This window comes from uncultured Hymenobacter sp. (assembly GCF_964243305.1).
GTDB lineage: Bacteria > Bacteroidota > Bacteroidia > Cytophagales > Hymenobacteraceae > Hymenobacter.
Window position 1 is genome coordinate 269,525 of record NZ_CAXTEF010000002.1, and the last position, 13,749, is coordinate 283,273.

Below are 13,749 nucleotides of genomic sequence, written 5' to 3' on the forward strand. Positions count from 1 at the left end.
AAATCCGGCAAACTAAGGAATGTCGAGGTATTTGTGGGTTTGCAGCGACACCTGCCAGCGCGGATTCGCTTTCACGTACTCCACCAGCGCGGGCGTCATGCGGGCGGCGCGGCTCCACTCAGGCTGCAAGAATAAGCGGCAATCAGGTCCCACCAGCGCGGCGTGGGTTTCGGCCCAGGCAAAATCGCTGTCGTTGAAGATGACCACTTTCAACTCATGAGCCGCCGCCAGCACGTCGGGCCGCGGCGCCTTGAACTTCTTGGGCGACAGACATATCCAGTCCCACTCGCCCGAGAGCGGATGGGCGCCGCTGGTTTCTATCCAGGTCTGACAGCCGGCCGCGCGCAGCGCCCGCGTGAGCGGGCCGCAGTCGTGCATCAGCGGCTCGCCGCCGGTGATGACGACGTTGCGGCCGGGGTAAGCCAGCACATTTTCCACTAGGTCCGCAATTTCGAGACGCGGGTGCTGGTCGGCATCCCAGGATTCCTTCACGTCGCACCACACGCAGCCCACGTCGCAGCCGCCGAGGCGGATGAAATAGGCGGCCCGCCCGGCATTGGCACCCTCCCCCTGAATAGTATAAAACTGCTCCATCACCGGCAGCGGCGGCAACGCAGCAGACGGGGTTGGGGCGGGCAATAAGTCAATAAAAACGTCGGAAAAAGACATCGGCAAAGTTATAATGGCGTTGGCCACTGGCAACAGCCGCCCGGCGGCCTTGCGTTCCGCCCGGCTAAGCGTTAAAGGTAGGGTTTGGTGAGGAAACGGGCAAGGATGGAGCGGAAGTCAGGCGGCATGTGCGCGGCCATCAGAACGGGGTAGAGACACAACATTTTGTGTCTCCTTGTGCGTGGAGGGGCGCAGTAATTCTGATTACCCTACCCCTCGCACTGCAAAGAGACACAAAATGTTGTGTCTCTACCGTACCCAAACCTTCCTATTTCGGATACACCTCCCCCTTCGCCGCCCGCAAGGTATTGAGCAGCAGCATGGCAATGGTCATGGGCCCTACCCCCCCTGGCACGGGCGTAATGGCCGAAGCCAGCGGCGCGACCTCGGCAAAGTTCACGTCGCCCTTGAGGGTGAAGCCGCTTTTCTTGCTCGCGTCGGCCACGCGGGTCGTGCCCACGTCGATAACCACGGCGCCGGGACGCACCATGTCGGCGGTCACGAACTCGGGCCGGCCGATGGCGGCCACTACGATATCGGCCGTGCGGCAGATGGCGGGCAAATCCTTGGTGCGGGAGTGGCAGAGCGTGACGGTGCAGTTGCCTGACTCCAGGTTGCGGGCCAGCAGGATGCTCACCGGCGTGCCCACGATGTTGGAGCGGCCGATGACGACGGCGTGCTGCCCGCTGGTTTTGATGCCGTAGCGTTGCAGCAGCTCCACGATGCCAGCCGGCGTAGCTGGCAGCAGCGCCGGCAGCCCGGCCACCATGCGCCCGATGTTCATCGGGTGAAAGCCGTCCACGTCCTTTTCGGGCCGGATGGCCTCAATGACCTTCTCCGGGCTGATGTGGGGGGGTAGGGGCAGCTGCACGATGAAGCCGTCTATGCCGGGGTCGTTGTTCAACTCCTCGACCTGCGCCAGCAGCTCCGCCTCGCTGATGTCATCCTCGTAGCGCAGCAAGGTGCTGCCAAACCCGACCCGCTCGCAGGCCAGCACCTTGTTGCGCACGTAGGTTTCCGAGCCGCCATCATGGCCCACGAGGATGGCCGCCAGGTGCGGCGGACGCTGTCCGGCAGCGGTTAATTGCGCGACTTCGGCGGCAATTTCAGCTTTGATATCCTCGGCGGTTTGCTTGCCGTCGATGAGGCGATAAGAAGTGGTAGCGTCAGCAGTAGCCATACCTTGAAATACTATTAACGGTGAAAGGTCAGGTTTATGAGGTGACAGATTCTTGTGTAATTGAAGAGTCAATGTTTACACAGTAATTAGTTTGTCCCTTGTAAATTACATCCCAACACGAATCGAAGTCACGAAAAGGAGAGCAGTCATTCATTATATGAAGCTCGTGTCCAGTTGCAAATCGAACCGATAAATCATTCCATTCGGACAAACTGGTTTGGGCGACAGCTAACCCCTCTAGCGCGGCTAACCCTGGAGCAAGTACCTCATCCGAATCGTCATGCCAGCTGCACAGCAGCTTACTTCCCATCACGATTCGCCAAGCGCAGTAAACCATAAGCGAAAACTCACCCTGCTTATCATTGGCGGGCAAAGCCAGACCAAATTCCAGTGTGAAAATTGAGCCGGTGCCGCTGCCGGCCCGACTGCGCCAAGCCGTCGCGCCTATCATTTGAGCAACTAGCTCCCGCAAATCAGCATTTGTAATTGCTGGCATTGGCACAAAAGAAAAACGCGGCCCGAAAGCCGCGTTAAGTAACTCTTAATCAATCTTCAACACCGCCAGAAACGCCTCCTGCGGAATCTCCACGGAGCCTACGGAGCGCATCCGCTTCTTGCCTTCCTTCTGCTTTTCGAGCAGCTTGCGCTTGCGGCTGATGTCGCCGCCGTAGCACTTGGCAATCACGTTTTTGCGCAGCGCCTTCACGGTTTCGCGGGCGATAATTTTCTGACCGATACTGGCCTGAATGGCGATATCGAACATCTGCCGCGGCAGCAGCTCGCGCAGCTTTTCGCAGAGGCGGCGCCCCCAGTCGTAGCTTTTCGAGCGGTGCACAATGGCCGAGAGCGCGTCCACTTTCTCGCCGTTGAGCATCACGTCGAGCTTCACCATGTCGGCCTCGCGGAAGCCAATCAGCTCGTAATCGAGGGAGGCGTAGCCGCGACTGATGGTCTTGAGCTTGTCGAAAAAGTCGAATACGATTTCGGAGAGCGGCAGCTCGAAGCTCAGCTCCACCCGCTCGCTGGTCAAATACGACTGGCCCTTGATGAGGCCGCGCTTGTCCATGCAAAGCGTGATAATTGGGCCCACGTACTCGGCGGCGGTGATAATCTGCGCCTTGATGAACGGCTCCTCGATGAGCTTAATCAGGTTCGGCTCCGGCATCTCGGACGGCGCGTTGATGGTCAGCAGCTGGTCTTTGGTGCCGATAGCGTGGAACTGCACGCTCGGCACGGTCGTGATGACGGTCATGTTGAACTCGCGCTCCAGTCGCTCCTGCACGATTTCCATGTGCAGCATCCCCAGAAAGCCGCAGCGGAAGCCGAAGCCCAGCGCCACCGACGTTTCCGGCTCCCAGACCAGCGAGGCGTCATTGAGCTGGAGCTTTTCCATGCTGGAGCGCAGCTCCTCGTACTCCGTCGTCTCGACCGGATAAATACCGGCGAACACCATCGGCTTCACGTCGGCGAAGCCCTGAATGGCTTCCGGCGTGGGCCGGCTCACGTGCGTAATCGTGTCGCCCACCTTCACTTCGCGGGCTTCCTTGATGCCCGAAATCAGGTAGCCCACGTTGCCGGCGCTCATCTCCGGGCGCGGCTCCTGATTCAGGCCCAGGATGCCAATTTCGTCGGCGCCGTACTCCTTGCCGGTCGCCATGAACTTCACCTTGTCGTTTTTGCGCATGGTGCCGTTCTTGATGCGGAACAACACCTCAATGCCGCGAAACGAGTTGTACACCGAGTCGAAAATCAGGGCCTGCAACGGCGCCGCCGGGTCGCCCTTGGGCGCCGGAATCCGCTCAATAATGGCGTTCAGAATGTTCTCGATGCCAATGCCGGTTTTGCCCGAAGCGTGGATGATGCTCTCCAAATCGCAGCCAATCAAATCCACGATTTCATCGGAAACCTCTTCCGGCATGGCGTGGGGCAAGTCGATTTTGTTGAGCACCGGAATGATCTCCAGGTCAGCGCCAATGGCGAGGTAGAGGTTGGAAATCGTTTGGGCTTCAATGCCTTGCGAAGCATCCACAATCAGCAGCGCGCCCTCGCAGGCGGCAATGCTGCGGCTCACTTCGTAGCTGAAATCGACGTGGCCGGGCGTATCAATCAGGTTGAGCGTGTAGATTTCCCCTTTGTAGGGGTACTGCATCTGGATGGCGTGGCTCTTAATGGTGATGCCGCGCTCGCGCTCCAAGTCCATGTTATCGAGCAGCTGGGCCTGCATGTCGCGCTTGGCCACGGTGGAGGTGAACTCCAGCAGGCGGTCGGCCAGCGTGCTTTTGCCGTGGTCGATGTGGGCGATGATGCAGAAATTGCGGATATTCTTCACGTAGAGGCAGTTTTTTAGAAAGACGAAGGTACGCACCACGGGGCGCAAAAGCCAGCCCGGCGGGTAGCGCGATGTGAGCCGGCGGGCCTACTTTTGAGTCCCTACCCCCCTCTCAACCGGCAGACGCCGGCCACGCGCATCTCGTTCGGCAAGTTGGCTGCGCCGACCTTCGGTTCCCGCAGAGGTTCGCAGTGAAAAGCGCAGAGGTCCGCAGAGCATAAATAGCGTCACTTCTTATTCCCTACCCCGTGCAGTCCGCAACCGCTGCTGAAACTGTGGCCGTAGCGCGGGTTTGGTAGTCAGTCGGCGAGCGTGCTCCAAGCCCGCGCAACCACTGGCCGGGTCGTGGTCTCTACGGGATAATCCAGGTCAAATAAGCCGGGCTTCCCCTCTGTAATGAAGCAGCTACGCCGTTTTTTGCTCAGCGCCAGCCTGGGCTTCGGAATCATTTTCATCAGTCAGGCGCAGACTCTACCGGCTCAAATTCGGGTAGTAGATGCCCGCAGCGGCCAGCCCATTCCCTACGCCTCCATCGGCGTGCGCGGCCGGCCGCTGGGCACCGTGGCCGACGCGGCCGGCACCTTCCCGCTGAGCCGAATTGGCTTGGCCGCCGCTGCGGATACGGTCGTTGTCTCGTGCGTGGGCTACGCGCCGCGAAAGCTGCTGGCTGGGCAGTTGCAGCCGGCAACAGAGCTACGCCTGACGCCGCAGCAAACCAAGCTGGCCGAAGTGGTCGTGCGGGGCCGCCAGCCCCGGCGCGTCTTGTTAGGCCACAACTGGGTTAGCGCCTTCACCTCGATGCCCTTCTACTTGCGGGGCGACACCGTGCCCCATATCCGCCTGGGCCGGGAGTTGGGGCCGCTGCTGAAAATTAAGCACCCCACGCGCCTGAAAAGCTTCCACCTGTTCACGTCCGGGCGCGACTTCAAAACCGTCACCTTTCGCCTCAATATCTACGCCGTGCAGAACGGCGAGCCGCAAAACTCGCTCTTGCGGCAGGACATCATTTTCACCGTCAACGGGCAGCAGCGCGGCTGGACCGCAGTGGACCTGCGGCCCTACAGTATCATGCTCGAAGGTACGCAAGAAGTTGTGGCTACCGTGCAGTGGCTCGGCAGTGAAGCTGGCCGGCCCAACAGTCTGTTCCTGGATGTACCGGCGCATCTTTCGGCTTTTCACACCACGTTTCGGCGAGAGAAAAGCGGGCAAGGCTGGACGAAATACGGCGTCAACCCCAGCTTTTATTTCAAGGCGCTGAGCTATCCGGAATAAACACCCTGGCCTTCAATATCGCAAGCTGTCTTTACTCCAACAGCCAAAGGGCGCCCGGTGCCGCGGAACCCCGCGCTATCCTCGCAAAGTCGTTCTGTATCCTCGCAACCTACCGCGCCCGAACAACCAAGCTGAACGGAAGCCGTTGGAAATAATAATCTTTTCCTCCCAACCAAATCCCTACCCCTCCCTCATGGGCATTACCCTCGCACAAGCGCAAACTGCCTTGCAGGCCGCGCACGACAAGGCCAAAGAGCTGAACGTCAAAATGAATATTGCCGTCGTCGATGGCGGCGCCAACCTCGTCGCCTTCGTCCGCATGGACGATGCCTGGCTCGGCTCGCTCGACATCTCGATTAAGAAGGCCAAAACCGCCCGCTTCTTCGACATGCCCACTGGCGACTTGGGCCAAGCCTCGCAGCCCGGCGGCTCGCTCTTCAATATTGAGCACTCCAACGGTGGCCTCATCACCTTCCCCGGCGGCATCCCGATTCCGGGCCAGAGCGGCGGCTACATGGGCGCCATCGGCGTGTCGGGCGACAGTGTAGAGAACGACCACGCCGTAGCCCAGGCGGGCGTCGAGGCGCTGGCAGGCGCGCATCATTAGCAGCCCGGTTCCCTACCCCCCTCACCTGGCCGAACCCGGCTCGGGGCCGGGTTAAAAGTTAAAAGTGAAGAGTCAAAAGCCAATCCATTTGTCTTTTAACTCTTCACTTTTAACTTTTAACTGCCCTCTGAAACTGTTCTCCATTCTTTCTCACTTCTGACTCCTGAATTTATATGGCTGACAATCGCGGCGTAGTATATCTCGGACCTGGCAAGGTCGAGGTGCAAAGCATAGATTTCCCGGAGCTGAAAAACCCCAAGGGCAAGAAGATTGTCCACGGCGTCATTCTGAAAGTTGTTTCGACCAACATCTGCGGTTCCGACCAGCACATGGTGCGCGGCCGGACCACGGCGCCGGCCGGCCTCGTGCTGGGCCACGAAATCACGGGCGAGGTGATTGAGTGCGGCGAGGATGTCGAGTTTTTGAAGAAGGGCGACCTCGTGTCGGTGCCCTTCAACGTGGCCTGTGGGCGCTGCCGCACTTGTAAGGAAATGAAAACCGGCATCTGCCTGACCGTGAACGAGGGCCGCGCCGGCGGCGCCTACGGCTACGTCGACATGGGCGGCTGGGTCGGGGGGCAGGCCGAGTACGTGATGGTGCCCTACGCCGATTTCAACCTGCTCAAGTTTCCGAACAAAGACCAGGCGATGGAGAAAATCCGCGACCTGACCATGTTGAGCGACATTTTCCCAACCGGCTTCCACGGCGCCGTGAAGGCCGGCGTTGGGCCCGGCGCGACGGTGTACGTGGCCGGCGCGGGCCCAGTCGGGTTGGCGGCAGCGGCCTCGGCGCAGCTTTTGGGCGCGGCCGTAGTCATCGTGGGCGACATGAACAAGGCTCGCCTGGCTCACGCCCGCTCCTTCGGCTGCGAAACCGTGGATTTGAACGAGAATGCCAGCCTGGCCGACCAAATCGCGCAGATTCTGGGCGTGCCGGAAGTGGATTGCGCCATCGACTGCGTAGGCTTCGAGGCCAGCGGCCACGGCGAGCAAGCCAAAACCGAAGTGCCCGCCGCCGTGCTCAACTCCCTCATGGAAATTGCCCGCGCCGGCGGCTCCATCGGCATCCCCGGCCTCTACGTCACGGCCGACCCCGGCGCCGCGGACAAGGCCGCCCAAACCGGCAACCTCTCCATTCGCTTCGGCCTGGGCTGGGCCAAGAGTCACTCCTTTCACACCGGCCAGACGCCCGTGCTCAGCTACAACCGCCAGCTCATGCAGGCCATTCTGTACGATAAAGTGCAGCTTGCCAAAGCTGTGAACGTGGAAGTCATCACCCTCGACGATGCCCCCCAAGGCTACGCCGAATTTGATAGCGGCGTGGCCAAGAAGTTCGTCATCAACCCGCACAACCTGATTCCGGCGTAGCCTTTCGGGTGAAGTTGAATCAAAAACAGCCGGGCTGCCTGAGAGGCAGCCCGGCTGTTTGGCTTTTTGCCTTGCCGAAATTGCAGGGGGTAGGGATTCTTTTCGGGCAGTTAGGAGCCCCGCTTGGAAATCTTATTAAACGTGATGTTTTTCTGCGCCTTGGACTTGAAGCGGGCATCATCCACGGCGCTTTTGGCTTGGTGCTTCGTGGCCCGGCCCTGCACGCGGGCGCGCCACATGCGCCACGAGGACGCCTTCATCTCGCGGCGCATCAGCTCAATCACGTCTTTTTCCGTGAGGCCGAATTGCATAAATATCGCCTCAAAAGGCGTGCGGTCTTCCCAGGCCATCTCGATAATGCGGTCGGTGTCTTGGTCGGTTAGTTCGGGGGCGCTCATCATAATAATTAAAAAGAAATTTACGGCTAAGTCGAACCCCGCACGGAGGGGGTTGCAGCATAAGCTACTCTTGAAGCAGCAGGCCGCGTTTCCACGTATCTTGTTTAGCCAACCATCAGCCAATACGTTATGAATGCCCTTTTCGCCGACGAGCCACTCGTGCTTAGCAACCCTTACTTGGGCCGCATGAGCGACGACGAGTTCTTCGATTTCTGCCAGCAAAACGCTAAATGGCGCATTGAGCGCAACGCCCAGCACGATATCCTAATTATGGCCCCCACCTTCTCACTCACCGGCAAGCGTAACGCCCGGCTCAATTTGGAATTGGGAAAGTGGTGGGAGCAGCACCAGGAGTCAGGCGAAATATTTGATTCTAACACTGGTTTTACGCTACCGAATGGCGCCATGCGCTCCCCAGATGCTTCGTGGGTGTCGGCGGCCCAGTGGAACGCGCTGAGCGTTGAGCAACAGGAGAAGTTCGCGGCGGTGTGCCCACCCTTCGTAGTCGAATTGAAGTCGAAAACGGATTCGCTGAAAGTGCTGCTCGACAAGATGGAGGAATACCGCCAGAACGGCGCCGCGCTGGGCTGGCTATTAGCATCAGATACTGAAACGGCTTATATCTTCCGTGCCGGCCAAGCTGATTATGAAACGCTAACCGGATATGACCGGGAGCTGTCGGGGGAAGACGTGCTGCCGGGCTTCGTGCTGGATTTGCGCAAGCTGCGGTAATTCTATTCAATCGGATTTTTTATTATAATTAGACACGACAAATTACTGTAAGATGCTCACTTGTTACTCTCATCAAAAACATAATCTTACAGCGGTTCGAGACGATAAATATCTTGACCGAGTAGTAAGTGAACGTGGTTTAGTAGGCTATTTAAACAATGCTAAATGGGTGAAGCTTCTTCACGTATTGGTGACGCATCATAGTCTCATTAAGGAATGTCAAGTCAAGCTGATTTGGGAGAAAAAACACATTGGCCGCGTACTTCTCATCAATGAGAATACTAATTATCAGTTTGATTATTATAACCGGGCAATGGAAGCCATGATTACCGGAAGGCCGAGTGGCTGGTATGCCTACCGTGAAATTGAGTGGCTGACTTTTCCTCGTTACCCAGCCGGGCAATCCGGCGAGCAGAACCTTGACGGTATCCAGGCAGCCCTTGCTTCTGTTGGTCAGATTCCACTTGTCTTAACAACTGACGTGTTGCGGCTGAATGCTTATTGCAGCATTGCCTCATAAGCTCATTGACGGTGCAAGTCTCCCGCCCCGGCTGACCCCGCCGGGGCTTTTTTATAGCCCTGAAAAAGCAACCTTTCGCCCGGTGATAAGCTCCTTTGGCAAAAGAAAATAGTACTTATTCGCCTTATGCTGCCCCGACTTGTCCTAGCTGTATGCCTGTTTAGCTGCACCCTGACTGGCTGGGCGCAGCAGCTCACAGGTCGCGTGTTGGCCGCTTCTTCCGGCCGGCCTGTGGCTTTTGCCACGGTGGGCATCAAGGGCAAGGCCCTGGGCTCGACGGCCGATGAGCGCGGGCACTTCGCGTTTGCCGTGCCTGCTACCCTGTCCGGCACCGATTCCGTGGTTATTTCCTGCATCGGCTTCCGGGCCCTGCGGCTTACGGTTGGCCAGTTGCGTGCGCCGGAGACCGTCTGGCGCCTGCAGCCGCAAGCCCAAACGCTGGGCGACGTGCAGGTGCGCCACCCCAAGCTAAAGCCAGCCATCATAGGTCGCAAAGCAGTTGGCGGCCTTGCTTATTGGAGCGCCCGCGACACCAGCCTGAACGTCGCCAGCGACGAGCGCGGTCGGGAAATGCTCACCGTGCTGCCGGTACGCCGGAGTTGCTACGTCGACAGCTTTCGCTTTCACGTCGAGCGGAATGATTTTAAGCTCATCCGATTCCGATTTACGCTCTACCAGATAACTAGTGGCCGGCCCACGCGGGAGCTGCTCACCGACGATATTCAGTTTACCCTGCTCAGCCAGCAAACTGGCTGGGTCAGCCTGGATTTAAGCGCCTATAACATTCGGTTGCGCAAAGGTCAGACCGTCGCGGCGGGCATCCAGTGGCTACAAAGCGAAAAGCTGGACCCCAAAAATGCGGTACTCGGCGGAACAGCCGCATTTCCATCGGTCGGCCACCGTGTACTCGTGCGCAGCAAAAGCGAGGCGCAGTGGCGCAGCTACCCATTTAATATGAGCATGTACCTGGCCGTTCAGGAGTTTAAATAGGTTGCGTTTTTCCCTCAACAGTGACGAAAGCCCCGGCCGACCCCGCCGGGGCTTTTTTGTACCTTTAACCTTCGATTTCCATACCCCCTCCTGCCCCATGCACCCTGCCCCCGCCGCGCCCTATAAGCCTCAGAATCACCTGCGCATCGTCACGGCCGCCGCCTTGTTCGATGGGCACGATGCGGCCATCAACATCATGCGCCGCATCATCCAGAGCAGCGGCGCCGAAGTGATTCACCTGGGCCACAACCGCTCGGTGCAGGAAATCGTGGACTGCGCGATTCAGGAAGATGCGCAGGCCATTGCCATCACCAGCTACCAAGGCGGGCACAATGAGTACTTTAAGTACATGCACGACTTGCTGAAGGAGCGCGGCGCGGGCCACATCAAAATCTTCGGCGGCGGCGGCGGCGTGATTCTGCCCAGCGAGATTGCCGAGCTGCAAGCCTACGGCATCACGCGCATCTACTCGCCCGATGATGGCCGGGCAATGGGCTTGCAGGGCATGATTAACCACCTGCTGGAGCAGGCCGACTTCCCCACCGGCGAGAAGCTGAACGGCGAGGCCAGCCACGTCAAGGAAAAGGATGCGCGCAGCATCGGGCGCCTGATTTCGGCGGCAGAGAATTTCCCAGCAGAGTTTGAGCGGGTGAAAGAACAGCTCGGTTTAGAAGCATTGCGCGTCGGTCCGACGGCGCAGCCGTCCGACCAGTTGTCGTCCGCGTCGGTTGACGACGCGAGGGGGGGTAGGGAATCAGCGCCTGATGACGTGCTGACGACAGCCGGTCGGACGGCTGCGCCGTCGGACCGGGGAACGGCCGAAATCCCTACCCCCCTCTCCGGCGACAACCAAGCACTAAGCACCAGGCACCAGGCACCAATCCTGGGTATCACCGGCACGGGCGGCGCGGGCAAATCCTCGCTCGTGGATGAGCTGGTGCGGCGCTTCCTGCACGACTTCCCGGACAAGACGCTAGCCATCATTTCCGTGGACCCCAGCAAGCGCAAAACCGGCGGCGCGCTGCTCGGCGACCGGATTCGGATGAACGCCATCAACTCGCCCAGGGTGTACATGCGCAGCCTGGCCACGCGCCAGAGCAACCTGGCGCTGTCGCGCTACGTGCAGGACGCCGTGGACGTGGTGCGCGCCGCCCACTACGACCTTATCATCCTCGAAACCAGCGGCATCGGCCAGTCCGACACCGAAATTATCGAGCACTCCGACGCCAGCCTTTACGTGATGACGCCCGAATATGGCGCGGCCACGCAGCTCGAAAAAATCGACATGCTCGATTTCGCCGACGTGATTGCTCTCAACAAATTCGACAAGCGCGGCGCCCTCGACGCGCTGCGCGACGTGCGCAAGCAGTACCAGCGCAACCAGAACCTGTGGGACCAGCCCGTGGAGGAGATGCCCGTTTTCGGCACCATCGCCTCGCAGTTCAACGACCCTGGCATGAACCGCCTCTACCGGGCCGTACTGCGGATGCTGGAAACCAAAACCGGCGCCACGTTCGCCTCGCAGCTCGACACGAGCGCCCAGGATTCGGAGAAGATTTACATCATCCCGCCGCACCGCACGCGCTACCTCTCCGAAATTGCCGAAACCAACCGCGCCTACGACCAGCGCGTGCGCGAGCAGGCGCAGATTGCGGAAGTGGCCGGCGCGTTTGCCACGCTCGAAGCGCACTATCGCACCGAGAAAGCCAGCGGCGAAAGCATGGTCAACGAGTTTGCCAAGAGCAAGCAAACCCAGCTCCGCCGCCTCGACGCCGACAGCCAGGCCATCCTGGAAAACTGGGACGCCACGCTCCAGAATTACCGCAATCCGGAGTACGTGTACAAGGTGCGCGACAAGGAAATTCGGGTGCAGACGCATACCAAATCGCTCTCGGGCAATGCGATACCAAAAGTGGCGGTGCCGCGCTACACCGGCTGGGGCGACCGCCTGCGCTGGGCGATGCAGGAGAACTTTCCGGGCCAGTTTCCTTACACGGCCGGCGTATTCCCATTCAAGCGCGAGGGCGAGGACCCGACCCGCATGTTTGCCGGCGAGGGCGGCCCGGAGCGGACCAACCGGCGCTTCCACTACGTGAGCCTGGGCCTGCCCGCCAAGCGCCTGAGCACGGCCTTCGACTCGGTGACGCTCTACGGCGAGGACCCCGATCACCGGCCCGACATCTACGGCAAAATCGGCAACGCCGGCGTGAGCATCTGCTGCCTCGACGATGCCAAAAAGCTCTACTCCGGCTTCAACCTAGCCAACCCCAGCACGTCGGTGAGCATGACCATCAACGGCCCCGCCGCCACGCTGGCCGCGTTTTTCATGAACGCCGCCATCGACCAGCAGTGCGAGCTGTACATTCAGGAAAACGGCCTGGAAGCCGAGGTTGACCTTAAAATCGACGAGATTTATCAAGCCAAAAACCAGCCCCGCCCCCGCTACCAGGGCGAACTGCCGGCCGGCAACGACGGCCTCGGCCTGCGGCTGCTCGGCGTGACCGGCGACCAGGTGCTGCCCGCCGACGTGTACGCCGGCATCAAGGCCCGCACGCTCACGCAGGTGCGCGGCACCGTGCAGGCCGACATCCTAAAAGAAGACCAGGCCCAGAACACCTGCATTTTCAGCACCGAATTCGCCCTGCGCCTCATGGGCGACGTGCAGCAGTATTTCATCAGCGAGAAGGTCCGCAATTTCTACTCGGTCTCGATTTCCGGCTACCACATCGCCGAGGCCGGCGCCAACCCCATCACCCAGCTCGCCCTCACGCTCTCCAACGGCTTCACGTTCGTGGAATACTACGTGAGCCGTGGCATGAGCGTCAACGACTTCGCGCCCAACCTGAGCTTCTTCTTCTCCAACGGCATCGACCCCGAATACGCCGTCATCGGGCGGGTCGCGCGCCGCATCTGGGCCAAGGCCATGAAGCTCAAGTACGGCGCCGACGCCCGCAGCCAGATGCTGAAGTACCACATCCAGACCTCGGGCCGCAGCCTGCACGCCCAGGAAATCGACTTCAACGATATCCGCACCACGTTGCAGGCCCTCTACGCCATCTACGACAACTGTAACAGCCTGCACACTAATGCCTACGACGAGGCCATCACCACGCCCACGGAAGAATCGGTGCGCCGCGCGATGGCCATTCAACTCATCATCAACCGCGAGCTAGGCCTGGCCAAAAATGAAAACCCGCTGCAAGGCGCCTTCATCATCGAGGAGCTGACCGACCTCGTGGAAGAAGCGGTATTGCTCGAATTCGACCGCCTCACCGAGCGCGGCGGCGTGCTCGGCGCGATGGAAACCATGTATCAGCGCGGCAAAATCCAGGAGGAAAGCATGCACTACGAGATGCTGAAGCACACCGGCGAGTACCCCATCATCGGCGTGAATACCTTCCTCTCGTCCAAAGGCTCGCCCACGGTCGTGCCCGCCGAAGTCATCCGCGCCACGGAAGAGGAAAAGCAGTACCAAATCGAGATGCTGAACCTGCTGCACGCGCGCAACGCCGACCAGGCCTCGGCCCGCCTCCAGCAGCTCCAGCAAGTCGCCGTCGCCAACGGCAACCTCTTCGCCGAGCTAATGGAAACCGTCAAATTCTGTTCCCTCGGCCAAATTACGAACGCCCTGTTTGAGGTCGGCGGGCAGTATAGAAGGAATATGTAGGGTCCAATGCAGCCTTTA

12 protein-coding genes are annotated in these 13,749 nt (G+C 59.7%); 7 read left to right on the forward strand and 5 right to left on the reverse strand.

Annotated features, from left to right (window positions below; translation table 11 throughout):
- Positions 1-12: 12 nt before the first annotated feature.
- The 4 genes from ACFE70_RS02685 to lepA all read right to left on the reverse strand — a co-directional run bounded on the left by ACFE70_RS02685 (position 13) and on the right by lepA (position 4,178).
- Positions 13-594 (reverse strand): 7-carboxy-7-deazaguanine synthase QueE, encoded by a 582-nt coding sequence (locus tag ACFE70_RS02685; RefSeq protein ID WP_375416204.1) that lies wholly within the window; start codon positions 592-594, stop codon positions 13-15.
- Between the two features lie 343 nt (positions 595-937).
- Entirely contained in the window at positions 938-1,849 is a 912-nt protein-coding gene (locus ACFE70_RS02690) for a bifunctional 5,10-methylenetetrahydrofolate dehydrogenase/5,10-methenyltetrahydrofolate cyclohydrolase (RefSeq protein ID WP_375416160.1), read from the reverse strand.
- 34 nt (positions 1,850-1,883) lie between these two features.
- Positions 1,884-2,345, reverse strand: coding sequence for a hypothetical protein (locus tag ACFE70_RS02695; protein ID WP_375416161.1), 462 nt, complete (start codon positions 2,343-2,345; stop codon positions 1,884-1,886).
- A 45-nt stretch (positions 2,346-2,390) separates the two neighbouring features.
- Positions 2,391-4,178 carry a translation elongation factor 4 gene (gene lepA / locus ACFE70_RS02700; RefSeq protein ID WP_375416205.1) on the reverse strand — a complete coding sequence of 596 codons (1,788 nt, stop codon included), beginning with the start codon at positions 4,176-4,178 and terminating at the stop codon, positions 2,391-2,393.
- Positions 4,179-4,574: 396 nt separating this feature from the next.
- On the opposite strand from lepA, the gene ACFE70_RS02705 reads away from it, so the two are divergent.
- The 3 genes from ACFE70_RS02705 (at position 4,575) to fdhA (ending at position 7,424) form a co-directional block, all read left to right on the forward strand.
- On the forward strand, positions 4,575-5,450 hold the full coding sequence (locus ACFE70_RS02705) for a carboxypeptidase-like regulatory domain-containing protein (protein WP_375416162.1): 876 nt from the start codon (positions 4,575-4,577) through the stop codon (positions 5,448-5,450).
- A 193-nt stretch (positions 5,451-5,643) separates the two neighbouring features.
- A complete protein-coding gene (locus ACFE70_RS02710) occupies positions 5,644-6,057 on the forward strand; it encodes a heme-binding protein (protein WP_375416163.1) in 414 nt (137 codons plus the stop codon).
- 173 nt (positions 6,058-6,230) lie between these two features.
- Positions 6,231-7,424 carry a formaldehyde dehydrogenase, glutathione-independent gene (gene fdhA, locus ACFE70_RS02715; RefSeq protein WP_375416164.1) on the forward strand — a complete coding sequence of 398 codons (1,194 nt, stop codon included), beginning with the start codon at positions 6,231-6,233 and terminating at the stop codon, positions 7,422-7,424.
- 110 nt (positions 7,425-7,534) lie between these two features.
- Here fdhA and ACFE70_RS02720 read toward each other — a convergent pair whose 3' ends face one another.
- Complete coding sequence (locus ACFE70_RS02720; protein ID WP_375416165.1) at positions 7,535-7,825, reverse strand: TIGR03643 family protein; 291 nt, start codon at positions 7,823-7,825, stop codon at positions 7,535-7,537.
- 126 nt (positions 7,826-7,951) lie between these two features.
- On the opposite strand from ACFE70_RS02720, the gene ACFE70_RS02725 reads away from it, so the two are divergent.
- The 4 genes from ACFE70_RS02725 (at position 7,952) to ACFE70_RS02740 (ending at position 13,731) form a co-directional block, all read left to right on the forward strand.
- On the forward strand, positions 7,952-8,554 hold the full coding sequence (locus tag ACFE70_RS02725; protein WP_375416166.1) for a Uma2 family endonuclease: 603 nt from the start codon (positions 7,952-7,954) through the stop codon (positions 8,552-8,554).
- Positions 8,555-8,606: 52 nt separating this feature from the next.
- The gene (locus tag ACFE70_RS02730; protein ID WP_375416167.1) at positions 8,607-9,074 is read left to right on the forward strand and encodes a hypothetical protein; all 468 of its coding nucleotides are present in this window, start codon (positions 8,607-8,609) and stop codon (positions 9,072-9,074) included.
- A gap of 126 nt (positions 9,075-9,200) precedes the next feature.
- Entirely contained in the window at positions 9,201-10,064 is an 864-nt protein-coding gene (locus ACFE70_RS02735) for a carboxypeptidase-like regulatory domain-containing protein (protein WP_375416168.1), read from the forward strand.
- A gap of 97 nt (positions 10,065-10,161) precedes the next feature.
- Complete coding sequence (locus tag ACFE70_RS02740) at positions 10,162-13,731, forward strand: methylmalonyl-CoA mutase family protein (RefSeq protein ID WP_375416169.1); 3,570 nt, start codon at positions 10,162-10,164, stop codon at positions 13,729-13,731.
- The last annotated feature ends 18 nt before the right edge of the window (positions 13,732-13,749 follow it).